The organism is Vibrio cholerae (genome assembly GCF_008369605.1).
GTDB lineage: Bacteria > Pseudomonadota > Gammaproteobacteria > Enterobacterales > Vibrionaceae > Vibrio > Vibrio cholerae.
This window is the reverse complement of the sequence record NZ_CP043556.1, coordinates 901,613-926,746: the sequence shown is the minus strand read 5'-3', so window position 1 is coordinate 926,746 and position 25,134 is coordinate 901,613. Positions and strand designations below refer to the sequence as shown.

General features: G+C 49.2%; 20 protein-coding genes. 15 read left to right on the top strand and 5 right to left on the bottom strand.

The genetic code is table 11. The features are described 5' to 3' along the window. Window positions 1-12 precede the first annotated feature (12 nt). A complete protein-coding gene (locus F0316_RS18180; protein ID WP_162796741.1) occupies window positions 13-1,923 on the bottom strand; it encodes a methyl-accepting chemotaxis protein in 1,911 nt (636 codons plus the stop codon). A gap of 526 nt (window positions 1,924-2,449) precedes the next feature. Then, on the bottom strand, window positions 2,450-2,830 hold the full coding sequence (locus F0316_RS18175; RefSeq protein ID WP_000181107.1) for a hypothetical protein: 381 nt from the start codon (window positions 2,828-2,830) through the stop codon (window positions 2,450-2,452). Between the two features lie 197 nt (window positions 2,831-3,027). Between F0316_RS18175 and F0316_RS18170 the strand changes: the two genes are divergently transcribed. From F0316_RS18170 to F0316_RS18125, 10 genes are all read left to right on the top strand, one after another. After that, window positions 3,028-3,390 carry a hypothetical protein gene (locus tag F0316_RS18170; protein ID WP_233447426.1) on the top strand — a complete coding sequence of 121 codons (363 nt, stop codon included), beginning with the start codon at window positions 3,028-3,030 and terminating at the stop codon, window positions 3,388-3,390. A 91-nt stretch (window positions 3,391-3,481) separates the two neighbouring features. Continuing rightward, window positions 3,482-4,861, top strand: a complete 1,380-nt coding sequence (locus F0316_RS18165) for a TolC family protein (protein WP_149560799.1) — start codon at window positions 3,482-3,484, stop codon at window positions 4,859-4,861. 4 nt (window positions 4,862-4,865) lie between these two features. Next, a complete protein-coding gene (locus F0316_RS18160) occupies window positions 4,866-6,575 on the top strand; it encodes an efflux RND transporter periplasmic adaptor subunit (protein WP_149560798.1) in 1,710 nt (569 codons plus the stop codon). Continuing rightward, a complete protein-coding gene (locus F0316_RS18155) occupies window positions 6,572-9,697 on the top strand; it encodes an efflux RND transporter permease subunit (protein ID WP_149560797.1) in 3,126 nt (1,041 codons plus the stop codon). Before F0316_RS18160 ends, F0316_RS18155 begins: the two co-directional genes overlap by 4 nt. Window positions 9,698-9,770: 73 nt before the next feature. Continuing rightward, window positions 9,771-10,322, top strand: coding sequence for a copper-resistant cuproprotein CopI (gene copI, locus F0316_RS18150; RefSeq protein ID WP_149560796.1), 552 nt, complete (start codon window positions 9,771-9,773; stop codon window positions 10,320-10,322). A gap of 195 nt (window positions 10,323-10,517) precedes the next feature. Continuing rightward, on the top strand, window positions 10,518-11,030 hold the full coding sequence (locus F0316_RS18145; protein WP_149560795.1) for a cupin domain-containing protein: 513 nt from the start codon (window positions 10,518-10,520) through the stop codon (window positions 11,028-11,030). Window positions 11,031-11,132: 102 nt separating this feature from the next. Continuing rightward, window positions 11,133-12,587 carry an ATP-binding protein gene (locus tag F0316_RS18140; protein WP_149560794.1) on the top strand — a complete coding sequence of 485 codons (1,455 nt, stop codon included), beginning with the start codon at window positions 11,133-11,135 and terminating at the stop codon, window positions 12,585-12,587. After that, on the top strand, window positions 12,584-13,234 hold the full coding sequence (locus F0316_RS18135) for a response regulator transcription factor (RefSeq protein WP_172626083.1): 651 nt from the start codon (window positions 12,584-12,586) through the stop codon (window positions 13,232-13,234). Before F0316_RS18140 ends, F0316_RS18135 begins: the two co-directional genes overlap by 4 nt. Beyond that, window positions 13,231-14,061 (top strand): DUF2861 family protein, encoded by an 831-nt coding sequence (locus tag F0316_RS18130; RefSeq protein ID WP_149560792.1) that lies wholly within the window; start codon window positions 13,231-13,233, stop codon window positions 14,059-14,061. Before F0316_RS18135 ends, F0316_RS18130 begins: the two co-directional genes overlap by 4 nt. A gap of 103 nt (window positions 14,062-14,164) precedes the next feature. Then, window positions 14,165-16,396, top strand: coding sequence for a glycoside hydrolase (locus F0316_RS18125; protein ID WP_149560791.1), 2,232 nt, complete (start codon window positions 14,165-14,167; stop codon window positions 16,394-16,396). A 118-nt stretch (window positions 16,397-16,514) separates the two neighbouring features. Here the strand turns inward: F0316_RS18125 and F0316_RS18120 are convergent, their stop codons facing one another. Next, window positions 16,515-17,165 (bottom strand): CatB-related O-acetyltransferase, encoded by a 651-nt coding sequence (locus F0316_RS18120; RefSeq protein WP_000078533.1) that lies wholly within the window; start codon window positions 17,163-17,165, stop codon window positions 16,515-16,517. A gap of 380 nt (window positions 17,166-17,545) precedes the next feature. Here F0316_RS18120 and F0316_RS18115 point away from each other — a divergent pair, with 380 nt between their 5' ends. Together F0316_RS18115 and F0316_RS18110 are read left to right on the top strand one after the other, a co-directional pair. Beyond that, a complete protein-coding gene (locus tag F0316_RS18115; RefSeq protein ID WP_149560790.1) occupies window positions 17,546-18,946 on the top strand; it encodes an alpha-amylase family protein in 1,401 nt (466 codons plus the stop codon). A gap of 173 nt (window positions 18,947-19,119) precedes the next feature. Continuing rightward, a complete protein-coding gene (locus tag F0316_RS18110; RefSeq protein WP_114741440.1) occupies window positions 19,120-19,653 on the top strand; it encodes a cytochrome b in 534 nt (177 codons plus the stop codon). A 99-nt stretch (window positions 19,654-19,752) separates the two neighbouring features. Here the strand turns inward: F0316_RS18110 and ulaG are convergent, their stop codons facing one another. Together ulaG and ulaR are read right to left on the bottom strand one after the other, a co-directional pair. Then, window positions 19,753-20,820: an L-ascorbate 6-phosphate lactonase gene (gene ulaG / locus F0316_RS18105; RefSeq protein ID WP_149560789.1), complete on the bottom strand. Its 1,068-nt coding sequence runs from the start codon at window positions 20,818-20,820 to the stop codon at window positions 19,753-19,755. A 125-nt stretch (window positions 20,821-20,945) separates the two neighbouring features. Further along, window positions 20,946-21,701 carry an HTH-type transcriptional regulator UlaR gene (gene ulaR / locus F0316_RS18100; protein WP_142564571.1) on the bottom strand — a complete coding sequence of 252 codons (756 nt, stop codon included), beginning with the start codon at window positions 21,699-21,701 and terminating at the stop codon, window positions 20,946-20,948. A gap of 365 nt (window positions 21,702-22,066) precedes the next feature. Here ulaR and F0316_RS18095 point away from each other — a divergent pair, with 365 nt between their 5' ends. From F0316_RS18095 to F0316_RS18085, 3 genes are all read left to right on the top strand, one after another. After that, window positions 22,067-23,827, top strand: coding sequence for a PTS ascorbate-specific subunit IIBC (locus F0316_RS18095; RefSeq protein ID WP_149560788.1), 1,761 nt, complete (start codon window positions 22,067-22,069; stop codon window positions 23,825-23,827). Between the two features lie 97 nt (window positions 23,828-23,924). After that, window positions 23,925-24,431, top strand: a complete 507-nt coding sequence (locus F0316_RS18090; RefSeq protein ID WP_000523577.1) for a PTS sugar transporter subunit IIA — start codon at window positions 23,925-23,927, stop codon at window positions 24,429-24,431. Between the two features lie 8 nt (window positions 24,432-24,439). Next, on the top strand, window positions 24,440-25,132 hold the full coding sequence (locus F0316_RS18085) for an L-ribulose-5-phosphate 4-epimerase (protein WP_000286770.1): 693 nt from the start codon (window positions 24,440-24,442) through the stop codon (window positions 25,130-25,132). Window positions 25,133-25,134: the final 2 nt, after the last annotated feature.

Genomic DNA, 25,134 nt, shown 5'->3' with positions numbered 1-25,134 from the left:
TGAACACCTTAATTAACGCAGTTTAAATTTGCCTACTAGCTGTTCTAATTCATGATTCGAGTGAGAAAGCGATTCTGTCGCGCCTACGGTCTGTCTTCCGCTGACCACAAGAGACTCGACTATCTCACGTATGGAGAGCATGTTACGGCTAAGCTCTGCGGCCACCGTACTTTGCTGCTCTGTCGCCGCCGCAATTTGTGTGCTGAGATCATCAATGTCGCTCACCGATGCACTCATCATATTCAGGCTGCCTGACACTTCAGAGGTTTTATCCGCCGTCGTTTGACACTGCTGCTTAGTACGCTCCATTGCACCCACAACGCTGTCGGTACCTTCCAGCAATTTCGTCAACATATCGGAGATTTCCGTGGTGCTATTTTGCGTTCTTGCCGCTAAGGCACGCACCTCATCGGCCACCACCGCAAAACCACGACCTTGTTCTCCCGCTCGCGCCGCTTCAATGGCAGCATTTAAAGCCAGCAGGTTCGTTTGTTCTGAGATTGCGCCAATCACACTCAACACTTCGCTGATTTTGTTTGCATCACGATTCATGTTAGAGATGCTTTCGGACATATTTTCCACATCGTTGACCAGAGAAGTCACCGTAGATACGGCATTATTCACAATCACCAAAGATTGCTGCGCTTCTTTGCTCGCGGCTTCTGTGATCTGATTTGATTGCGTGACGCTTTCCGCAACCGTGCGCGCACTCTCACTCATTTGCGTGATCGCAGTAACCACCTGATCGGTTTCGGAAGAGTGGGAAATCAACATCTGTTCGTTCTCTTTCGCCGTCTGGCTTAACTGCTCAATACTGCTTGAGATGATCTGAGTTGCATCGGAAATCTGCAGCATCATGTTTTGTAAATTACCTGAAAAACGGTTGAAGCCTTCACTGATCTGCGCCAAGTCATCATTACCATTCACTTCTAAGCGGCGAGTTAAATCCCCGCTGCCTTGAGCCAAATCCAAAACCGCGACTTTCAAACGCAGCAAAGGTTTATAAATTTGATTGATAATGAAAATAATCACCCCAACGCTGATCCCGATAAGTACTATCCCAGTTGTGATCGCATTCGCTACGGCGACATCGACATCCGCTAATGCGGTGGCTTTATCAACAAACACCATCAAGGTCCAGTACATATCATCGGTTAGATTGACGCGTTTGTAGTAACCATCAAATTCAATCCCTAGATACGGGAACGAAAGATGTCCACTCTCTTGACGGTGAAACCCAGCTTCCATTTCGCGAAACGATGGGCTGACTTGGGAAGGGGTGCGGCCAATATCGTTAGGATCATCACTGGCAAAAAACACCGCATTTTTATCGGTCAGTGTCGCTGCGCCTCCGGCAAAACGCATGTTACTCACTTGAGTGATGATGTCATCAAGCTGGAAGTCACCCAGCAAAGCCCCCACAAATTGGCCTTGATGAAGAATCGGGCTCACCGCACTGATCACTTTTTTGCCAGTGACTTGATCTTGATAAATCTCAGTCAAAAATGGGCTACGACGACTTTTGGCCTGTTGATACCAGTCACGGTCAATAAATTTAAACCGATTTGTCGTCACTCCCCCCTCTTTGTCCATCGACATATAAGAGCGACCATCTTCGTAGGCCGCAATCACATTGGTGATCTGCGCCGCTTCCGCCAAAAGTCGTACTTTATTGAGGTTATCGGTATCCGATAACTCGGGAGTAAACAAGTTCGCACCACGAGATACGGCCTCGTAACGACTTTTCACCCAAAACTCGAGTTCTGACACATGGTAATTGAGCTTGTTTTGCGTTTCGGTCGTTAATGAATCAATCATCTCTCGTTTGAGAGAGAGCATATTAATCGTACCTAACACCATCAGCGATATGGTCACTAAAATGACCACACTGGCGTATATTCTTCCTTTGAATCCTAGAGTCATGACTCCCCCTGCCGTTTTCATGCATGTGATTGCGGTTCCTCTTCAGGTGGGGTCGAGTCTTAGAGTAATAGAATGAAATGACACGAGAGCCACCTAGCCAACCTTTAAAAGTTGGTGCATAGATTCAAGATATGCAAGCTCTATCACAGAAATATCCAGCGCTTTGAAGGAAAAAATTAAATTAAAACCATGAATATCAATAATATTATCATTCGTGAATTTTATGCGACGAGGGTATCTAAAGGTGTCAGTTCACCTTTGTTGAGTGCCAAACTGCGATACCCAAACAACTTGGAGTTGCAGGTAGGCGGCAAGTGAGTGAATCCCCATGAGCATAGACAAACTATGTGATTGGGGTGAACGAACGTAGCCAACACCGCTGCAGCTTCAAGTAGGACGGGTATACCCATTAAGAGAAAATATCGTAGGCCAGACACCCTTAAGCTTTATAAAAAATAAGGCGTTAGCCGATTGAACTCTGCTAACGCCTTAAATTATGAAAGCATTCTGTTGTTATGCTGAAGGATTACTCTTCATCCATTTCGCAATCAGTACAGCTTTGCAGAGCGATTTCGTGTTCAAAAACAATCGCGCCATTCCCTTCTGCCACGAGTTCTGCGATTTCATCCGCGACTTCTTGCTCATCTTCCGCTTCTACTTGATTTGCCAGTTCTTCTTCTGAGTAACCGTAGAAGTTCAGTAATAAGTAATCGCGCGCTTCTTCTTTAGTACAAGTCACGTTCACGGAAAGATCTGGCTCAACGTTGTCTTGTGCAATCAGCTCTGCCACTTGCGCTAATACATCCTCTTTCATTGCTGCCGTTAACCAGCCCAGATCCGTGCTTACCGTGGTTTTCTTACAGTCAAAGCAAGGTAGTTGATGAAAGTAATATTGAAAATTGGTCATAGGTTATTTCTTCTTTCAGAATGAGTAGCAAGATTATGCGTGATTTCTCGCAAATTACTATCTCAATATACCCCAAACATCACTTGACCTTCCCCTAGGGTAAAGCTTTAAATTACGGCTAAGTTTTTCATTCAAGGCACAAAATGCGCTTATCTCCTCTTCGCATCTTCTGGATCTCCATCATCAGCATGTTTGCCATGCTGAGCTCCAGTATTGCTTCAAGCGCGCCTTTAATGACTTGGCAAATGATCAGTGCCTCCACTCACCAATCTGAAGCAGAAACTGAAGCACCTTCCGGTTGCGTGATGATGGATAGCAGCCAAATGTCTCACACCATGCCGATGAGCCACTCCTCAATGGAGGAAGGTTCAAACCATTGCATGAGTGATGCTCCCTCGATCCATAACTGCTGTACCGCTGCATGCGTGAGTGTGTTCGCGTTTTTACCGCAAACTGCCTATAGCCTACCAGCACAATACCAACTGGCTTTGATTCCCTATGAATCCGCCAAATCCGTGGTGCAAAGGCAGCAATCCCTCTATCGACCTCCAATAGCTTAATTCAATCACAAATTCGTTGTGTCACTGTGCTCCTGTGAGCCGTGACGTGTGTTTTCACGTCTTTTTTGACGTGCAGATTGGATTAGAAAAAATGAAACCGAGCCTATTGGCGCTGTGTATCAGCGTTTCCGCTCTGGTCGTAACGCCTGTGATGGCGCAGTCTTCTGCGACTTCTTCAGGGCAGTTACTGTCCCAAAGCGATCCTTTGACTCTGCTTATTGAACAAGCGCTCGCCAACGATGCAAGCCGTAAGCAGTTTTATGCCCAATCCCAAGCCATGCGAGAAACCGGCGTTGCCGCGACTACCCTCATGGACCCCAAACTCAAAGTTGGTTTTGGTGGTTTGCCGGTCGATAGCTTCAAATTTGATGAAGATGCGATGACCAATATTTCCGTTGGTTTAATGCAACAATTTGAGCGCGGCGACACCTTAGATTTGCAAGGCAAAAAAGCCTCACAACAGGCCGATGGCATGGCTTTGCAAGTCGAAAATCGGGAACGTGAAGTCGCCAACGGAATCACTCAACTCTGGTTGGAGTTGGGTTATCAGCAGCAAGCAGAACGTGTGCTCCGTGAAAATCAGCGCTTAATGCACGAGCTGGAAAGCTTCATCAGCACCAACTACTCCATCGGTAAAAATGAAGCGCAAGATCTGCTGAATGCTCAACTGCAAGTCAGCCAGTTAGAAGAAAAACTGCAAGCGAACCAGCAAATGCAGCGTCGGCTTCTCTCGCAAATGTCTGAATGGTTGGGCAGTGAATGGCTCTCCAATCAAGTTCAGTTGAAAACCAGTAATCAGATGGATTGGCAAAAGCTGGATGATTTGCTCGAAACCACGTCATCAGGCAAGTATTTCCCACTCTTGGCGCAGCACCCTATGGTGCGTATGGCCGATGCCAATATTGCGGTGAACCAAACTCAAGTGGAATTGGCTGAGCAATCGTACACACCACAATTTGGGGTGGAAGTGATGTACGCCTATCGCCAAGCCAACAACATGAAGGGAGAACCCGCTTCCGATCTGGTGAGCGCCTATTTAACGATGGACATCCCATTGTTTACGGGTAATCGCCAAGATCGCACCCATGCCGCCGCGCAATACCAAGTGGGAGCCGCCAAATCGCAAAAAGATCTGCTCCTTGCGCAGATGAATGCCAAGGTCAATGCCCTATTGGTTGACCGAACCAACCTTGAGCAACGCCTCGAACGTTACAAAACCACTTTGCTTGATCAAGCCAAAGCGCGCACCAAAGCAGTGGAACGTGGCTATCAAAATAATACTTCGCAGTTCAACGATGTGATTACCGCCACTCGTGATGAACTGGCTGTCGAATTGGAATGGCAGCGTCTCATCACTGACTACAACCAAGTCAGCAGCAATTTAGCCATGTTGCTTGGCGGGTTTGATTACTCCGTCACCCAACCTGAACTGAATGCTGAATCTAGTCGTCGCTCATCTGCCAAGGAATAACCTCATGAAAACATTAAAAACCACAACCATTGCTTTACTGATTGGCGGCGCACTGGGCTTTGCGGCTAACCAATACTTCAATAGCCACGATATGAGCGCGATGGCTTCCACTGCTGACAACAAAGGGGCGAATGAACCACTTTATTGGGTTGCGCCAATGGACCCGAATTACAAACGCGATAAACCGGGCAAATCACCGATGGGGATGGATTTGATCCCAGTTTATGCCGAGGATTTGGCGAGCAGTAATGATAAGCCGGGCACAGTGAAAATCGATCCGGCGGTCGAAAATAATCTGGGCGTGAAAACGGTGCAGGTCGAACTCAGCAAATTGTCACCTCGTATTGAAACTGTCGGTTATATCGCGTTTGACGAAAGCCAACTTTGGCAAACCAACGTGCGCGTGTCCGGTTGGGTAGAAAAGCTCTACATCAACGCCGTGGGCGAGCAAGTGAAAAAAGGCGATGTACTATTTACCCTCTACTCTCCCGAGTTGGTCAAAGCACAAGAAGAGTTGTTGAACGCGGTGCGAACTGGTCGTGAGGGTCTGGTCAAAGGGGCAACCGAAAGGCTCAGCTCACTTGGCGTAGACCGCGAACAGATCAATCAAGTGATTCGCCGTGGCAAAGCTTCCCAAACCATCGAAGTGAAAGCGTTAGCCAACGGCGTGATTGCCAGCCTGAATATTCGTGAAGGGGGATATTTATCTCCAGCGCAAGCCGTGATCAGCGCAGGCCCACTCAACGAAGTGTGGGTGGATGCCGAAGTGTTTGAGCGTCAGGCTCACTGGTTAAACAAAGGTAGCCAAGCCAGCATGACTTTGGATGCCCTTCCCGGCCAAGAGTGGCAAGGCAAAGTCGATTACGTTTACCCCATTCTTGATCCTAAAACGCGCACACTCAGAATGCGCCTGAAATTTACTAACCCGAATGGCGAACTCAAGCCCAATATGTTTGCCAATATCACCTTGCAGCCGGTGAGTGATTCCAAAGTGCTTACGGTACCAAAATCGGCCGTGATCCGCTCCGGTGGGATGACTCGTGTGGTACTGGCAGAAGGCGAAGGCAAATACCGCTCAGCGCGTATTGAAATTGGCCGCGAAGCAGATGACAAAGTCGAAGTGCTGCAAGGCTTAACGCAAACCGATCGCATCGTCACCTCCGCGCATTTCATGCTCGATTCAGAATCAAGTCAAACGGCAGATCTTTCGCGCATCAATGGTGTTGAAGCCCCTGCAGAAACAGCATGGGCCAAAGGTGAAATTACCGATGTGATGGCCAATCACGGCATGTTAACCATCAACCATCAACCGGTTTCTCAATGGAATTGGCCCGCCATGACCATGAACTTCAATGTCGCCAAAAGCGTTGATCTGAGCGGACTGAAAAAAGGTCAGCCGATTGAGTTTGAAATGCAGAAAAACGACTCCGGCCAATATGAGATCATCGATGTCAAAGCCGGCAACTCGCAAGTCGCGGGGGAAATGTGGATCAACGGCGATGTGTCCACCTTAATGGCCGAATTCGGCATGGTGACGCTATCGCACCTTCCGGTTGCCGAATGGAGCTGGGATGCAGGTCAAATCAACTTTTCCGTGGGCGATAACATCAACCTTTCCGGCTTTGAAGAGGGTCAGAAAGTCCGATTTCTAGTGGCTAAAAATGGCTCGGAATACTCACTGAAACAACTGGAAGCCATCGGAGGTCAACAATGATCTCTGCCATTATTCGTTGGTCTCTCAACAACCGATTTCTCGTGCTCATCGCTACCCTTTTTCTCACCTTGGGTGGTCTTTATAGTGTGAAAATGACGCCGGTGGATGCCTTGCCGGATCTGTCGGATGTACAAGTCATCATCAAAACCAGTTATCCCGGACAAGCGCCACAAGTGGTGGAAGATCAAGTCACCTACCCGCTGACAACCGCCATGTTAGCGGTGCCGGGGGCAGAAACCGTTCGCGGCTACTCGTTCTTTGGCGATTCGTACGTTTACATCATTTTCAATGATAAAACCGACATGTACTGGGCACGTTCGCGCGTGTTGGAGTATTTAAGCCAAGTAGCCCCGAAACTGCCTGCCAATGCTAAACCGACATTGGGCCCAGATGCCACTGGGGTGGGCTGGATTTACAGCTATGTGTTGCAAGATAAAACCGGCAAGCATGATTTAGCCCAACTCAGAAGCCTGCAAGATTGGTTCTTAAAATACGAACTGCAAACGGTGGAAGGAGTATCGGAAATCGCGACCGTTGGCGGCATGGTCAAGCAGTATCAAGTGCAGATCGATCCGGCAAAACTGCGCGCGTACAACCTGACTTTGCAACAAGTCAACATGGCGATTCAAAACGGCAACCAAGAAACCGGAGCATCGGTCATTGAGGTCGCCGAAGCGGAGCACATGGTGCGCACCACGGGTTACTTAACCAGCATTGAAGATATTCAATCAGTGCCACTTAAAGTGACCGATAAAGGCACACCACTGCTGCTTGGCGATATTGCCGACATCAACATCGGCCCACAAATGCGCCGTGGCATTTCCGAGTTTAACGGCGAAGGTGAGGCGGTGGGTGGCGTCATCGTGATGCGTTTTGGTGAAAACGCCAGTCAGGTGATCGACAACGTCAAAGCCAAGTTGGCAGAACTGCAACGCAGCTTGCCGGAAGGGGTAGAAATCGTCTCCACCTATGACCGTTCAACGTTAATCAATGCTGCGGTAGAGAACCTTTGGAAGAAACTGGCGGAAGAGTTCATCGTTGTGGCGATTGTCTGCGCGCTGTTCCTGTTCCACATCCGTTCTTCCTTGGTGATCGCGCTGAGTCTGCCTGTCGGTATTCTTTCCGCCTTTATCGTTATGCATTGGCAAGGTATCAACGCCAATATCATGTCACTGGGGGGGATTGCGATTGCGATCGGTGCGATGGTGGATGGTGCGATCGTAATGATCGAAAACGTTCACAAGCATATTGAGCGAACGCCACTCACGGATAAAAACCGCTGGCAAGTGATTGGCAAAGCGGCAGAAGAAGTCGGCGCGCCACTGTTTTTCTCGTTGCTGATCATCACCTTAAGCTTTGTGCCTGTGTTTGCTCTGGAAGGTCAAGAAGGGAAAATGTTCTCTCCCCTCGCCTTCACCAAAACCTACGCGATGGCGGCGGCAGCAGGTCTAGCCATTACTTTAGTGCCAGTACTGATGGGGTATTTCATCCGTGGGAAAGTGCTTTCTGAGCATAAAAACCCAGTCAACCGTGGTTTAATTGCTCTGTATCGCCCGCTTTTAAACCTCAGCCTGAAATACCCGAAATCCATGATTGTGTTGGCCTTGGGTTTGATGGCCTCAGCTTACTACCCCACCAGCCAACTCGGCAGTGAGTTTATTCCACCATTGGACGAAGGCGATTTGATGTACATGCCCACCACATACCCGGGCATTTCGGTTGGTAAAGCACGTGAGTTGCTGCAACAAACCAATAAGCTGATCAAAACCGTGCCGGAAGTACAAACGGTATGGGGAAAAATTGGCCGTGCGGATTCCGCCACCGACCCTGCGCCGCTCACCATGATTGAAACTGTGATTCAGTTGAAACCTCGTGACCAATGGCGTGAAGGTGTCACCACCGAATCGCTGCGTAAGGAGTTTGATAATCTGGTGCAGTTCCCCGGCTTAACGAATGCTTGGGTTATGCCGATTAAAACACGTATCGACATGCTCGCAACCGGTATTAAAACGCCCATCGGGATCAAAATCTCAGGCCCAGAGCTGAAGGAGATTGAGAAAATTGGTGCGCAACTTGAGCCGATCCTGAAAAGTGTTCAAGGCACGGCATCGGTTTATGCCGAGCGAGTGGCGGGTGGACGCTACGTGACCATCGATATCAAACGCCGCGCCGCCGCACGTTATGGCTTGAGCATTAAAGATGTGCAGCAAGTTATCTCCACCGCTGTTGGCGGAATGAATGTGGGGGAAACCATTGAAGGACTGGAGCGTTACCCGATTAACGTTCGCTACCCGCAAGATTACCGTGACTCGGTGGTAAAACTGCAAAACTTACCACTCGTCACTCCAAACGGTGCGCGTATTGCGCTGGCTGATGTCGCTGACATCCGCTACGAAGATGGCCCACCGATGATCAAAACCGAAAACGCACGCCCGAATGGCTGGGTGTTTGTGGATATTGATGGTCGAGATCTGGGGACTTACGTGCAAGAAGCACAAAAAACCGTAGCCGAGCAACTGGTTCTGCCTGCAGGTTATGCGCTGACTTGGTCTGGTCAATACGAATACATGGAACGCGCCAAAGAGCGTTTAAATGTCGTGGTGCCAATCACGCTCGCCATCATCATGCTGCTGCTGTATTTCAGCTTCCGACGCGTGGGCGAAGTGCTGATCATCATGGCGACACTTCCTCTCGCCATGGTGGGTGGCCTGTGGTTAATGCATTACCTAAACTATAACTTATCGATTGCAGTTGGCGTTGGCTTCATTGCTCTTGCTGGGGTTGCCGTTGAAATTGGGGTGATCATGTTGGTTTACCTCAACCAAGCATGGCACTACAAAAAGTTGGATGCCGAAGAGAATCATCAGCCACTGAGCATGAAAGATCTCACTGAGGCTATTCGTGAAGGGGCCGGTTTACGCGTACGCCCAGTCATGATGACGGTTCTGACGGTGATCATTGGCCTTATCCCCATTATGTATGGCGAAGGTACAGGATCGGAGGTGATGCAACGCATCGCAGCCCCAATGATTGGCGGTATGGCATCCGCACTCTTGCTGACTCTGCTTGTGTTGCCCGCCATTTTCAAACTCTGGAAAAGTAAAGAGCTTCCAAAACACTAGGATCGCGGGGCAAACCGCCCCGCTCAATAACCTAAAAATCAAACAAAGCGAAACCCAAAAAAGGAACATAACAATGATGAAGAAAACACTGATTGCGATGGCACTGACTTTCACCGCAACCACCACTTTTGCTAACACTATGGATCACTCCAAGATGGATCATGGCAACATGGGCAAATCCGAAATGAGTGGAAAAATGGACCACAGCATGATGAACATGGATCATTCCCAAATGATGGGTATGGAAGGTATGTCTGATGTGGGGATGCCAGCACCGGGCGCGAAAGCAAACAAAGTGGTGCACGTCATTTTGAGTGATGACATGAAGATCACGTTCAAGAAAGACGTAACCATTGAACCTAACGATGTGGTTCAGTTTGTGGTGATGAACACAGGCAAAATCGATCACGAATTTTCGATTGGCTCAGCCGCGGAGCAACTGAAACACCGTGAAATGATGCGTCAAATGGGTAACCATGAACACGACAGCGGCAGCACTGTCACCGTGAAACCGGGCAAAGCCAAAGAGCTGTTATGGCATTTCCAAGGTGACAACAAAGTGGAGTTTGCTTGTAACATCCCCGGCCACTCTGAAGCGGGAATGGTGAAAAGCATCGAGTTATAACCGCTTGACCTGAGTCCATATCGGGCAATGATTAATCCACTATTGGCAGCAACGGAGAATGTAAAAACAGACTTTGCTGCCAACTTCCCTCCTCTTTCCTGTTTGTTGACACTCGGATTACAAATCAAATTACAAAGCCATTACTATGCCTGAAATTGGATTACCTCAGCACTGGCGCAACAACAGGAGAAGAAAATGGATCGTCATCCCTGCATCAAACATTGGAGTGAACTACAGGAAAAGGAGCCTCGTTACTACTCTGGTAGCCAAGAGCCGCTGTCTATTGGCTGCGCGCTTGGTCACTATTTTGGCTTCGCGCGGATCGGCATTCACCATGAAATTGTCGAGCCCGGACATCGCACCAGTTGGCCTCACGCGGAAAAAACGGAAGATGAATTTGTGCATGTATTAGAAGGCACACCCGATGTCTGGCTGGATGGCGTCCTCTATCGACTACACCCGGGCGACTCGGTTGGCTTCAAAGCGGGTGATGGCCTCGCACATACCTTTATCAACAATACCGAGCAGATCGTCCGCTTATTGTGTATCGGAGACACCGAACGAGAAGATAACCGCATTCACTACGCCGTTCATCCCGAACGTAATGCGCGCCTTGGCAAGCTCAACTGGCATGATGTGCCCGATCGCGAGCTGGGTGATCACGATGGTCTACCGGACAGACTTCGTGCTAACAACGGGCCGTTCTAAGCGATCACGGCGTTTGACAAGCAGATTTGTTGACACCCAAATTACAAATCTTGTGATGAAGCGGCTACTATTGGCATGAACCCAATTCTAAGTGTTTAGATCATGACCTTGCTGCTGACTCACCGCTGGTTAAGCCTCTTACTGTGTAGCTTATGGGCAGTTCCCACACTGGCCAGTATTGACCTGCCTGAAACTCAGCGTTGGTCGATTTTTTATCGCGCAGCACTTGAGCAGCAAAGCACCCCTCTAGTGGCGAGCCAAACCCTCAATCAATACCCGTTTGCGCTACTCAGCAGTCACAGTCAATATCCTGATTTTACTCAATATATGTGGCAAGACATCGCAGATTTAGCCGCCACAGCCAAGCAGTGCCAGCCGCTAAACTCCTCTTCGCCGTATTTGGCGAAAGCGGTCGAATTTGAGTTGGCGTTATGTCGCCAAACGCCGCTCGACGCAGAGTGGTTTCAACGTGTTGCGTGGCAACATCCGGCGGGAGGCAGCTACGCAGATCGCTATATTGAACACTTACCAGATGCAGAACAGGCAAGCTTTGCTTCGACGCATCCAACACGTTTTACTTTGGCGAGTCGCTATCATCCGTTGCATACCTTGTGGCAACGACCGGGCGCTGCGGGGGTAGATGCACTGCTCAACGGTTTTCGTCTCTATCTTGCGCCAAATGATGAGCTGTGGCTAAGCAGCGAAGCGGGCTGGCATGTGCTTTCGAGCGTGCAGTGGCGCGCACTCACCGCACCACTGCCATTCACGCTTGAGCCTTATCAAGCACAAAAGCCTTGCGATGAGCGTTACAGCAACCTCTGCTTTAATCAGCGAGTCAGCAGTCATGCGTTGCTGTATAGCGTTTTGGTGATCGGCGTGTTGCTTGCGTTTGGCGCTGCGCTGCGTTCACTTTGGCTGCGCTATCAAGAAGGACGCGAGCGGCGCTTTATTTTGCAACTGCTGACTCACGAACTGCGCACGCCCATCACCAGTTTAGGGTTTACCGTCGAATCACTACGCAGCCAATTTGATGAGTTATCCCCTAAGGCGCAAGAGAGCTTATGGCGATTAATGGCCGATCATCAGCGACTGGCACAACTGAGCGAAACCAGTCGCCACTACTTGAGCCCGAGCCACGATACTATGGCGAGCCACCCAGCGCAGTTGAGTGACTTTATCGAGCATTGCATTGAGGACTTTGAGCTTGAGCTTCATCTCAAACACGATCCGATACTCGAACTGCCCTATTACTGGCTTGGACTGTGCGTCACCAACTTACTCAGCAATGCCAAACAACATGGTGCGCCGCCCATTCGCCTTACGGTGAGTGTGGTTGCACAAACGCTGCGCATTGAAGTGGATGATTGCGGTGAATTTCCCTCTTTCTACCAACGTCTGTACAAACGCTTCTCGATGCCCAGAAGCATAATCTCTCGTCCAAGCCCGGATAACATGGGGGTTGGCTTGCAGTTGGTGCGAAAACTCATCACCCAAATGGGCGGCAAACTGGTTATCCGTCGTCATCCAACCCGTTGTATTTTGGAGCTGCCGCTATGAAGCGTATTTTGCTGATTGAAGATGACACCTTACTCGGCCAAGGTCTGCGCGATTATCTGCATGACCATGGTTATGCATGCGAGTGGGTAACGCAGAGCCAACAGGTCGAAAAGCTCTGGTTCAGTACCGATCTGGTGATTTTGGATCGGCAATTGCACGATGGTGACAGCTTGAAACATCTGCCGCACTGGTTGATGCTTAAAGCCCTGCCAGTGATCGTACTGACCGCCAAAATTGAAGTGGAGCAACGGATTGAAGGGCTCAAAGCGGGGGCGAAAGATTATGTGCTCAAGCCCTTTTCCCACCAAGAGTTGCTGGCACGCATCGAAGCGCAACTGCGCCCGCTCGGCAGTAGCTTACTCAGCTACGCGGATATTGTGGTCGATGTGGCTAATCGATCTGTGCTGCATAACCAAACGCCGGTTGAGCTCAAACCGAAAGAGTTTCAACTGCTGCTGATGCTATTGCAAAATCCGGGGCGCGTTTATCACCGTGATGAGCTGCTCAATCTTATTTGGGGTTATCAATATTTCCCAACCACGCGCACCGTGGATAACCACATTTTGCATTTGCGGCAAAAACTGCCACAACTGGATATCGAGACCCTGCGCGGCGTGGGTTATCGCCTCAAAGGAGCCTCCGTATGATCTGCGCCTCTTTTCGCAATCACGTTACGCAACTTGGTATGCTCAGCGCGTTAGTAAGCGGCGCCGCGATAGCGGAAACGCCGCCAAGCCCCACCCATGCTTGGTTTCGCACCACACCGCTGCAAAGCAGTTACCAGCTATTGGTTGAGGGGCATCCCACGCAAGCATGGCACGAGCTCATCCACACACTGTCTACCACGCCCGTAGCCGAGCCTTTTTGGCAACCAATTAAAGAGGCCATTCTCAGTCAAACCCAATGCGGACAAGCACTTCCAAGCACATCGCATAACGATCTCGCGATTGCGGTGACTTTTATTCATAAGTTCAATCAGACCTTTCAAGGCTACCAAGTGAGGCTGAGCGCCGAAAACCTCACCCAGCCGCTGGCGGTGCGTCTGGCTTCTGCGCAAGGTGCAACCTTGTTAGCAGCAGAGCTTGCGCCTGCCGATTACGCCGAAGTGGAAAGTCGCGATCTGCTTTCACCGTATGCCGCAGGTGTCTATTGGCTCACTCTGGGCGAGCAGCGCATGGCGCTGCTGATTTCGGCCCCTTCCAGCACACCGTGGATTGAACAATCCAGCGCGGCCGATCTCACTATCCGCTTCCCCGCCACGCCTTCGGGCTGCGCATCGTCACTGGCTCGTTGGCAATTTTTTGATCAAAACTTTACCCTGCTGCACTCACAAACCGTCAACCGTGATCAGCATCCTGCCCCACCCACAGCCCCTTCTCAAGCGCGCTGGCGTAGCCTCAGCGTTATCCAAAGTGAATACCAAGGCACCATTCGCGTGGAGCAAATGCAGCGTCTGACGATACCGATTGACTAAACCACCTTTCACTTTGTTCAGGCAAAAGTGGGAAAGACATACTGGTGACAAAACCTATCGATGGACGAGGTTAAATATCTGTGTTACTCGATAGGAGACCGATATGAAATTGACCTTTTCCTCACTGGGGCTACTGCTGCTGGTGAGCGCGCCGAGCTTTGCGTTGACCTTAAAACAGGGCGATCAGTACTGGCAGATTGACCCCGACACACTGGCCATCAGCCTCAAGCAAGACTCACAAACTTTCGCTATCAACCAAGGCAGCTTACAGATTGATGGACAGAGGCAACAGGCAACGCAATTAACCCAAAGCGCCGAGCAAACAACATGGACACTTAAGCCAAGTGGCGTGCAAGTGTCTGCACAGTTACAACAAGGGTTGAACATCGATTTTCGCTGGCCAAGTGCTCGTGAGATTGAACGCCAAGCTCCTAAAGCACTGCGCTGGTTTGATCTCAGTGAAGCATCGACCCAAACGCTGTTACTGCCGTTTGACGAAGGAATGCGAGTGCCGACCGATAACCCGACTTGGACACGTTATTTGATAGACAATCATTCGGGTGCCAATACCACGCAAGATCTCAAAATGCCGTTCTGGAGCGCGCAACAGGGCGAACACTTCATCAGCTATCAACTGCTCAACGCCACCAATAACCAGCTGCACTTTAGTGAGCAGCAAAATAAGCTGGACTTACAAGCGGAGCACTGGTTTACCCCGCTGAACCAAAGTGAGCCTTTTAGCGTGCGCATCACCGTGGGCGATGAGATGCTGGCCGGAGCCAAAGCCTATCGCGACTGGCGCGAAGCCGCGGGGCTGCGTGTTTCACTTGCGGAAAAACGCAAGGCAAATCCGCAGATCGAAAAAATGATTGGCGCAAGCCACGTCTATCTGTTCGGGCGTGATTTAATCGCAGTGCAAGATGTGGTGGATTGGTGGGGACTGCGCGATTGGTTTTGGCGCTCTGAGTTTACCCCTTCACCAGAATTACAAAAGGAATTGGCGAGCCTAAAAAAAGGCCAAGACTGGCTTAATCAGTATCAGAAAAAATTGCTGGTCGGTGAGATAAACCAAGCCTTGAACCAGAAGTTCAACGCCGACCCATCGTCCATTCAAGCGCAGTACCAAGCCGCGCAGCAGCGCAAAGCGTGGCTGACTGAACACGCTGGCGTATACCTCAAACCGAGCGATCATTGGGGACAAGGATTAGCGCAACCCATGATCAGCACCCTCAAGAATGCGGGATTAAGCAAACTCTGGCTAGGTCTCGATAACTGGATGCCAGCCTTTTATCAGCCGCAAGTGGTCGATAGCGCCAAACAAGCCGGCTATCTGATTGGCGTGTATGACTCATACAATACCGCGATTGAAAAAGGCATCAACGACAGTTGGCTGACCGCGCAGCTGCCGGATCGCATGCGCGCAAACTGCGCGATTGAAAAAGCCGATGGCACGTTGCAACTGGGCTTTCGCGGTAACGGCTTTTATCTCAATCCCTCCTGTGAACTCGGTTACGTTAAACAGCGCGTGCAAGATATTCTCCATTTCGGGCGCTTTAACAGCCTGTTTCTCGATGTGGATGGCACCGCCATGGCGCGTGAAGATTACCGCTCGCGCAGCAACGAAACCGCGATGCTAGCCGCCTTTAACACCCGAATGCAGGATATTGCAAACACGCAGAAGCTGATTTTGGGATCGGAAGATGGCAATGCCCTGACCACTCAAGGGCTGGTGTTTGCTCATGGTATGGAAACAGTCGGCTTTGGCTGGAGAGACCAAGCGATGAAGAGTGACAAGCAGTCACCTTATTATTTGGGCAACTGGTATCCCGATGAAAAGCCGGATTTTTTCTTTAAATCAGCGCAAGTCAAAGAGCCTTATCGCAGCTTACTTTTTGCCCCAGAGTACAAAGTGCCGCTCTATCAAGTGGTGTTTCATGATGAGCTGATCAGTAGCCACCACTGGCACAGCGACAGTTTGAAGTTTTCGAATGTCAAAGCCGTGCGTGATTTGCGTGCCATGCTGTTTAACACTCCGGCGATGGTGCATTTAAGCCGCGATGAAGCGCGTAAAAACTCCGCGCGTATCGAGCAGCTCAAGCACTATCAACAAGGGTTTTTGCCCTTGCATGAGCAGTTGTGGGATAAAGCCTTGGTCGATTTTCGCTGGCTGGATAAGCAAGGCCAAGTGCAACAAACGCGCTTTAGTGATGGCTCGATTCTCAGTGCGAATTTTAGCGCGCAGCCGTTTAAGCTCGCAGGAGGAGAAGTGATCGAGCCACACAGCCTATTGGCTCAATTGGCGAATGGGCAAACCCATCAATGGCAACCTAAATAGAAATCGGACAAATAACAATCAAACGAATAACCATCGCGAGCGAAAACCGCGCGATTGGGCAGTTCAATCAAGGCTGTGACCTTATGGGTTCACAGCCTTGTGATGAAGCAATGAAAAGCTAGCTCAATGGGTTATGCGGCTCGGCATCATATTGGATGACCGCTTGCTTGAGCGCCGCCAAATCCGATGCGCATAAGTACGATTTGAGCGCCGTAAATTTCTCCGGCGGCCAGTCGTACACTTTCAACGCAAGCAGCTCGTCAATCACCTTTGCGTCAAAACGGTACTTCACCAACTGGGCTGGCGATCCCGCCACAACGCTGTAAGGCGCCACATCTTTGGTCACGACACTGTTGGCCGCCACAATCGCCCCTTCACCAATCTTGACACCCGGCATGATCATAGCGCGCATCCCTAACCATGCACCATCACCAATCTCGGTATTCCCTTTTCCTACGTAGGCTTGTTCAATCACATCCATAAATGGATAGAGACAGAACCAATCGGCTCTATGGGTATGATTACCGCCCATTAAAATCACGACTTCCGCCCCGATACAAACGTAGTCACCAATCACCAGTTGATCGATTTCCCATAACGGGTCCCAACGTTGGCTAATCTCATCGCCATGTAAATAGCGCACAACCGACGCTTCAAAACCGGCATCCCAGCAATCGCTGTAATAGCTGTGTTTACCTTTGATAATGATGTTTGGATTTTTCACTACTTCATGCAGCAGTTGGACTTTTGACCAATGCTTTTGACTCATATTCCACCTCAAATTCGTGGTGTGCAGACGCTTTCTACTTGCTCTCAAGTAGACCTATTCAGAAAAAATGATACGAATAAGCAAAGTCAATGAATTCGGGGCTGTTTTAATAACGGGATGAGTTTCATGCAAGATCCAAAAATAAGCGGCGGCTAAAGATACCACAGCCTAGGCACACACCCAAAACCAGAGATAAATCACTATTTGTAGCCATACGAATAACCGACAACAAGCTGTACAAATTTTCAACTGTGCCACAATTTTTTGACTTTCAGCCCTACACAGCTTGAAGGTGATCAATGATTCTTCACACTTAACATTCACAGTATCAATGTGAGCTTTATGATGCTTCAAAATACCGTAAATAAGAGAGGCATCTTATGAAATCATCGTATCTTGTTCTTTGTGCCACATTCGCGGCAGCAAGTTTTACTAGCAGCGTACAAGCAGAAGCCATTTTGCATGCTTTTAACTGGAAATATGCAGATGTCACTGCGAATGCAGCACAGATCGCCGCCGCAGGTTATAAAAAAGTGCTGATCTCACCAGCATTGAAATCCAGCGGTAATGAATGGTGGGCTCGCTACCAACCTCAAGATCTGCGAGTCATTGACTCACCTCTTGGCAACAAAACCAACTTACAAACACTGATCAAAACGCTGCAAGATTACGGTGTTGAAGTATATGCGGATGTGGTGTTTAACCATATGGCAAACGAAAGTTGGAAGCGTAGTGATCTCAATTATCCGGGCAGCGAAGTACTAGCCAGCTACACTAACCAAGCTTATTACTATCAACAACAGAAACTGTTCGGTGATTTGTCGCACAATCTCTTTTCACAAAATGATTTTCATCCTGAAGGTTGTATTACTGATTGGGGCAACCCCGGTCATGTTCAGTATTGGAGGCTATGCGGTGGCGCAGGTGATCGCGGTCTACCAGACTTGGATGCCAACGCTTGGGTCATCAATCAACAGCGAGCCTATTTACAAGCGCTTAAGCAAATGGGTATCAGAGGATTTCGAATTGATGCGGTTAAGCACATGAGTCAATACCACATTGACCAAGTCTTCACACCAGAGATTATTTCGGGCATGCATGTGTTTGGCGAAGTGATCACGAGTGGGGGTCAAGGTGATGGCAGTTATGATGCCTTCCTAGCTCCTTATCTGAATAACACCACACACGCCGCATACGACTTTCCTCTATTTGCCTCCATTCGTGCCGCATTTTCTTATCAAGGTTCGATGAGTCAATTGCATGATCCACAAGCCTATGGACAAGCATTACCAAACGCCCGCGCCATCACGTTTGCGATTACCCATGATATTCCCACTAATGATGGATTCCGTTATCAGATCCTCAACCCGCAAGATGAGCAACTCGCTTACGCTTATCTACTCGGGAAAGATGGTGGAACACCGCTGATTTATAGTGATGATCTGGCTGATCACGAAGATAAAGATAATGGTCGTTGGGCGAATGTTTGGAATCAACCATCAATGCAACATATGCTGCGCTTCCATAACGCAATGCAAGGTAAACCTATGACGGTTATGTATAGCGACTCATGTTTGCTGCTCTTCAAACGGGGTAAGGAAGGTGTCGTAGGTATTAATAAATGTGGTGAGTCAAAAAATGTCACCATAGATACTTATCAGCATGAATTTAACTGGTATCAGACCTATCAAGATACTTTAAGTGACGACCGCTTTAGAGTGAGCAGTCGCTACCATACGTTAACTATCCCAGCACGTGTTGCGCGCATGTGGATGCTGTAACACCATCAAGAGTGATCTCTGATCACTCTTTTTCATTCCCGTTATTTCTCCCAATACTCATCGTTAGTTACCTTGACTGCTAGCTTTACCTAAATTTACTCAGACAAACTGTTCACAATCTAAGCTAATCGCGCATAATAGCCATACCCTTATGAAACTTGTGGAAATGGATTATGGATAACACAAAAACCTATTCGAAAACCTCGATTGCTCTGCACTGGATAGTTGGTCTGGCCTTTATTGGCGTATTTATAGTCGGAGCCTATCTATCCGACTTACCGCGTGGGCCAGAAAAAATGGAACTGGTGGCGCTGCATAAATCGTTTGGCATGCTGATCTTGCTGCTCGCGCTCGCGCGGGTCTTTTGGCGAATCAAAGAAGGGGCGATTCCGCCAGCCTCTGTGATGCCAGTTTGGCAAGAAAAAGTCGCGAAAGCGGTTCATGGTTTATTGTTGCTCGCCACGCTGGCAATGCCACTTTCTGGGATCGCGATGAATATCGGCGGAGGGCGTGCACTGGAAGTGTTTGGTTATACGCTGGTTGCAGCAGGTGAAAAGGTGGTTTGGTTGCAAGAGCTTGGCGCAGCCGTTCACAAAACTGCGCCTCCCATCATTATCGCTATCGTGCTGCTGCACATCGCGGCGGTGCTTAAGCATCAACTGATTGATAAAGATGCCACTATGGCTCGTATGTTAGGCCGTGGTTAATATCCTAGCCTCTCATGCTGTCCATCGTGCCTAGCGGAAATTATTAGGTGCAAGCATAGAAAAAGCCACCAACGCATGGTGGCTTTTTATCATTCATCCTTACAAGAAGGCTTTGTAAGGCAGTTCTGGTTCATTTTTGAAGATATCTTGGAAGCCGCGGAAATGCTGGTAATGCATGCGTCCTTTATCAGCTGGGTAGGTGTATTTACCGCCAACTTGCCAGAAGAACGGCGCAAATTGGTACTGTAAGCGATCTTTTTTCATATTCCACAGCACTTCGATTTCACGCGGATCATTTTGGAAGTTCGCCCAGATATCGTGGTGGAATGGCACGACAACTTGGCAATCGAGCGATTCTGCAGCGCGCAATACATCCGAAGAGGTCATTTTATCGGTCACTCCGCGTGGGTTCTCACCGTATGACAGCAGCGCCACATCAATCTGGTAATCGTTACCGTGTTTCGCATAGTAGTTTGAGTAGTGTGAATCACCGGAGTGGTACACAGAGCCACCAGAGGTTTCTATCAAGTAGTTGACGGCTCGCTCATCCATACCATCCAAAATCGCTTTGTCGTAAGACGATACGCCTTTCGGTAGTGTCACTAACGCCGTGCGATCGAACGAATCCAGCACGCGAATCTTAACATCGCCGATTTCAAGCACATCACCGACTTTTGCCACAATGCAGCGCTCCTGCGGTACACCCCATCCTAGCCACAAATCAACACAGGCTTGTGGGCCAATGAATTTTACGTGCTCGCCGCAGTTTTGCAGCACCGCTGCAGCAACGTTAACGTCAATGTGGTCAGCGTGATCGTGTGAAGCCAGCACCGCATCAATCTCTTTAATCGCAAACGGATCGAGTGGGAAAATCGAGGTACGCAAGTTCGGTTGCAACGCTTCCACACCACCCATACGCATCATCTGATGCTGGGTATTCATCAAGCGGTTTTTCTGCGTTTTTTTACCGGTTCCGCACCAAAAGTCGATGGAAAGGTTGGTGTTGCCAGCACTCTTTAGCCAAATCCCCGTACAGCCTAGCCACCACATCGAAAAGGTATTTGGCTCCACAACCGTTTGCTCAATCTCTTCATTTAGCCAAGTTCCCCACTCAGGGAACGTACTCAAAATCCAGGATTCGCGAGTGATTTCATTCACTTTACTCATAACAACACCTCTTGTTTCACAACGTTAAGATAAATTTTGGATGTAGGGAGCCAAGCGCCGAAATCCTGAGGATTGGCACTGGCCAGTTGGGTTAGTTTTTTAATTTGGTAAAAGTGAGTGAAACGCTACACTAAAATCACTTGCGTCCCTTGCGCTTCAATGGCTTTCACCACTTCAGCATTCGCCTTTTTACCGGTGATGACGATGTCAATTTTGCTGGTAGGGCAAAACAGCATGCCGGTACGCTGCCCGACTTTTGAGCTGTCCACCACTACAACTAGCTTATCGATCTGCTCTAGCATCTGCTGTTCAGCAACCGCTGTGAGCATATCGGTTTTGTACAATCCCGCTTCGGTTAGCCCTTTGCCAGAGGTAAACATCCATTTCCCCGCATAACCGCCAAGAGAATCTGGCGCGGGGTTGAGGAAAATGCTTTGCGCTCGATTGTATTGTCCGCCAATGATGATCACATCATCGTGATCTTCATTGATCAGATAGCTCGCCAAAGGAAAATAGTTGGTCACAATCTGTACATTTTCGCCACACAACTGCTGGCCCAGCAAAAAGGCGGTCGAACCACAGTTGATCACCACGCTATCACCTGGTTGGCACAGCTCAGCCGCTTTCAAGGCAATCAGCGATTTCTCTTCATAATGCTCTGTGCTGTTAATATTGAGCGGTGACCATTTTCTTTTTTGATTTTCAATGCGCTCTGCCCCATTACGCACTTTGCGCAGTTTACCTAGCTCATCAAGCTTAGCGATATCGCGCCGCGCCGTGGCTGGAGAGACATTAAAGCGCTCAATAATGTGCGAAACGTTAATCGCTTGATTCTCTTCAAGCAGAGACAAAATACCGTTATGTCGTTGGACTTCATTCATACCATCACCTAACTGAGAAAAAACTCACCGAATGTCGACTTAGTGATTATTTGGTGATTAATCTTGATTGGTTTTGATTCTATTAATCATCGTAAATCTTGTCAAACTTTCTGCACATAGAAATCATACATTTATCACAATTAAATTTAAGTTATTGATTTTTAATAAAATCACAAAAACCAAAGTGATCTACCTATCATTTGTGTGGTTTTCTTTTGGGCAAAATTGATAAAAATCAAAATAATCACAAATGAGCATTGAATGATTACTTTTGATTGTTAAAGTCTATTCCGTGAGCAAAAGGAGCGATTTTACGCACCACCAAAAATCACTCTTCCTACATCAAAACAACTAAGGGTAGAGATATGGAGTTCTTGTACGACGTTTTCTATATTTTTTACAGCCAAGTAATGACCAAAGCCCCTTTGCTGCTAGGGCTAGTCACCTTAATCGGCTATTGGCTGCTAAGACGCGATGCGACAACCATCATTAAAGGTTCAATCAAAACCATTGTCGGTTTTATGCTGGTACAAGTGGGCGCAGGCACACTGGTCGCCGGCTTTAAACCTGTGATTGAAAAGCTGTCGCAATACCACGGTTTAACCGGATCAGTGATTGACCCCTACACCTCGATGATGGCCACCATGGAAACCATGGGCGATAACTATTCATGGGTCGGGTACGCCGTGCTGCTAGCACTGGCGATCAACATTCTGTTGGTGCTGTTTCGCCGCTACACCGGCATTCGTACCATCATGTTGACTGGACACATCATGTTCCAGCAAGCGGGGTTGATTGCGGTGTTCTACTTTGTGCTCGGCGCTGGCATGTGGGAAACCATCATTTATTCGGCGGTATTGATGGCGCTCTACTGGGGCATCTCTTCTAACATCATGTTCAAACCGACCGAAGAAGTCACTGGCGGCGCGGGTTTCTCCATCGGCCACCAACAGCAAGTCGCTTCATGGATCGCCACCAAAATTGCTCCCAAATTGGGGGATAAAAAAGACAGTGTTGATCACCTGCAACTGCCTAAATGGCTGCATATTTTCCACGACAGCATCGCTGCCACCGCGATTGTGATGACGGTGTTCTTCGGCATCATTCTGCTCTCTTTCGGTCTGGATAATCTGCAAGAGATGGCGGGCTCCACCCACTGGACTATCTACATCCTCGAAACGGGTCTTAAGTTTGCCGTCGCGATCCAAGTGATTGTGGCCGGTGTGCGTATGTTTGTCGCCGAGCTGTCCGAAGCCTTTAAAGGCATCTCCGAGCGCGTTATTCCTAACGCAGTACTCGCGATTGATTGTGCGGCGATCTACGCCTTCTCCCCCAATGCCATGGTGTTTGGCTTTATGTGGGGCGCACTCGGCCAGTTTGCAGCAGTCTTAGCCATGCTGGCGTTTAATGCGCCAATCATGATCATCCCCGGCTTCATTCCTATGTTCTTCTCCAACGCAACGATTGGCGTCTTTGCGAACCATTTCGGCGGTTGGAAAGCGGTGATGAAGATCTGTTTTGTGATGGGCATTATCGAAGTGCTCGGCTCGGCATGGGCAATTCACCTCTTCACCCAACAAGGCACCGAATTCAGTGGCTGGATGGGCATGGCCGACTGGGCTTTGGTCTTCCCACCGATTATGCAAGGTTTGTCCGCCTCGAAACTTTTCTTCTTCGTACTGGTTGCACTGGCGTTGGTCTACATGTTCTTTGCTTCCAAACAGTTACGCGCCGAAGAAGATGCACAAGGCAGCATCACGGTCAGTGACGAGCCGGAAGTGATTGAAGCGGTTGAACAAACTCTACAAGCCGCGCAAGGCACTCGTCCAGTGAGCATTCTGGCAGTGTGCGGTAACGGCCAAGGTTCATCGATGATGATGAAGATGAAAATCGGCAAGTATCTGGAGCAAAAAGGCATTCCACACGTGATGGATTCTTGCGCGGTGTCTGATTACAAATCCAAACTCGCGACGACCGACATCATTGTCTCCTCGAAACACCTCTCAGCCGAGATGGAACCGGGCGAAGGTAAGTTTGTGCTCGGGGTGCAGAACATGCTTAACCCAAACTCGTTTGGCAATGAACTGCTCGACATTATCCATAACCATTTTGTGAAAATTCGCTAGCTCGACAGGCGGTGGGCAGCCGCACCACTCTGGTTGCCTACCGCCCCCTACGACAATAAGAAGCTGGTTTGATCAGCTCTACTCTGGAGATAGAACCATGGGACTCAAACAATCCTTAATCGAAAACAACTCAATCCAACTGCAAGCCAAAGCCAATAACTGGCGTGAAGCGATCAAAATTGGTACCGATATGTTGATTGCCTCAGGGGCAATCACGCCAGCCTATCACGAGGCGATCATCGCCAGTGTCGAGCAGCTCGGTCCCTACATCTGCATCGCTCCTAATCTTGCCCTACCCCATGCGCGCCCTGAAAACGGCGTGTTGAGAACCGCTTTTGCGCTGGTGACCTTACAAGAGCCGATCTATTTCGAAGGCGAAGATGAGCCAGTGGATGTGCTGATTACCTTAGCCGGCAGTTCCTCCGATGAGCATATGGAAGGACTGATGGAAGTGACGCAAGTGCTGGATGATGAAAACAGCGCCAGCGGAGTCGATCTGGATAAGCTTCGCCGCTGCCGCGATAAACAGCAAGTGTATGCGGTGATTGATCAAGCCCTCTCGCAACAAGCTTCTGCCCAACAAGAATTAGCGCACATCGCGTAGGAGGGAGTATGTACAGCGAACTGAAACAGCGCGTATTCAACGCCAATCTCAAATTGCCCAAATACGGCTTAGTGACTTTTACTTGGGGCAATGTGTCGGAAATTGACCGCGAACGCGGCGTACTGGCGATAAAACCGAGCGGCGTCGAATACGATGCGATGCGCGCCGAAGATATGGTGATTGTAGACCTCACGGGCAAAGTGGTGGAAGGCAAATTGAACCCATCGAGCGATACCGCAACCCATATTGAACTTTACCGCGCCTTTCCCGACATCGGCGGCGTAGTGCACACCCATTCGCGCAGCGCCACGATTTGGGCTCAAGCGGGCATTGATATTCCCGCGCTCGGGACAACCCATGCTGATTACTTTTACGGCGACATTCCCTGCACGCGTAAGCTTTCGCACAGCGAAATTGCTGGTGAGTATGAAAAAAACACCGGCCTAGTGATCGTCGAAGAGTTTCGTCATCGTCATATCGATCCGATGGCGGTACCGAGTGTGATTGTGGCCGGACACGCGCCTTTCTCTTGGGGCAAAAATGCCGAAGATGCGGTGCACAACGCCGTGGTGCTGGAAGAGATCTCCGCAATGGCACTCGCCACTCGCTCGCTCAATAGCGGCATCAAAATTCAGCCCGAATTGTCCGATAAACACTACCTGCGCAAACACGGCGCGAACGCTTACTACGGCCAGAGGTAATC

Coding starts and splice junctions, on each gene's coding strand:
- F0316_RS18095 (WP_149560788.1), top strand. CDS start 22,067: ATGGAGTTCTTGTACGACGTTTTCTATATTTTTTACAGCCAAGTAATG.
- ulaR (WP_142564571.1), bottom strand. CDS start 21,701: ATGAATGAAGTCCAACGACATAACGGTATTTTGTCTCTGCTTGAAGAG.
- F0316_RS18180 (WP_162796741.1), bottom strand. CDS start 1,923: ATGACTCTAGGATTCAAAGGAAGAATATACGCCAGTGTGGTCATTTTA.
- F0316_RS18170 (WP_233447426.1), top strand. CDS start 3,028: ATGCTGAGCTCCAGTATTGCTTCAAGCGCGCCTTTAATGACTTGGCAA.
- F0316_RS18125 (WP_149560791.1), top strand. CDS start 14,165: ATGAAATTGACCTTTTCCTCACTGGGGCTACTGCTGCTGGTGAGCGCG.
- F0316_RS18160 (WP_149560798.1), top strand. CDS start 4,866: ATGAAAACATTAAAAACCACAACCATTGCTTTACTGATTGGCGGCGCA.
- F0316_RS18165 (WP_149560799.1), top strand. CDS start 3,482: ATGAAACCGAGCCTATTGGCGCTGTGTATCAGCGTTTCCGCTCTGGTC.
- F0316_RS18090 (WP_000523577.1), top strand. CDS start 23,925: ATGGGACTCAAACAATCCTTAATCGAAAACAACTCAATCCAACTGCAA.
- F0316_RS18175 (WP_000181107.1), bottom strand. CDS start 2,830: ATGACCAATTTTCAATATTACTTTCATCAACTACCTTGCTTTGACTGT.
- F0316_RS18135 (WP_172626083.1), top strand. CDS start 12,584: ATGAAGCGTATTTTGCTGATTGAAGATGACACCTTACTCGGCCAAGGT.
- F0316_RS18130 (WP_149560792.1), top strand. CDS start 13,231: ATGATCTGCGCCTCTTTTCGCAATCACGTTACGCAACTTGGTATGCTC.
- ulaG (WP_149560789.1), bottom strand. CDS start 20,820: ATGAGTAAAGTGAATGAAATCACTCGCGAATCCTGGATTTTGAGTACG.
- F0316_RS18085 (WP_000286770.1), top strand. CDS start 24,440: ATGTACAGCGAACTGAAACAGCGCGTATTCAACGCCAATCTCAAATTG.
- F0316_RS18115 (WP_149560790.1), top strand. CDS start 17,546: ATGAAATCATCGTATCTTGTTCTTTGTGCCACATTCGCGGCAGCAAGT.
- copI (WP_149560796.1), top strand. CDS start 9,771: ATGATGAAGAAAACACTGATTGCGATGGCACTGACTTTCACCGCAACC.
- F0316_RS18140 (WP_149560794.1), top strand. CDS start 11,133: ATGACCTTGCTGCTGACTCACCGCTGGTTAAGCCTCTTACTGTGTAGC.
- F0316_RS18110 (WP_114741440.1), top strand. CDS start 19,120: ATGGATAACACAAAAACCTATTCGAAAACCTCGATTGCTCTGCACTGG.
- F0316_RS18155 (WP_149560797.1), top strand. CDS start 6,572: ATGATCTCTGCCATTATTCGTTGGTCTCTCAACAACCGATTTCTCGTG.
- F0316_RS18145 (WP_149560795.1), top strand. CDS start 10,518: ATGGATCGTCATCCCTGCATCAAACATTGGAGTGAACTACAGGAAAAG.
- F0316_RS18120 (WP_000078533.1), bottom strand. CDS start 17,165: ATGAGTCAAAAGCATTGGTCAAAAGTCCAACTGCTGCATGAAGTAGTG.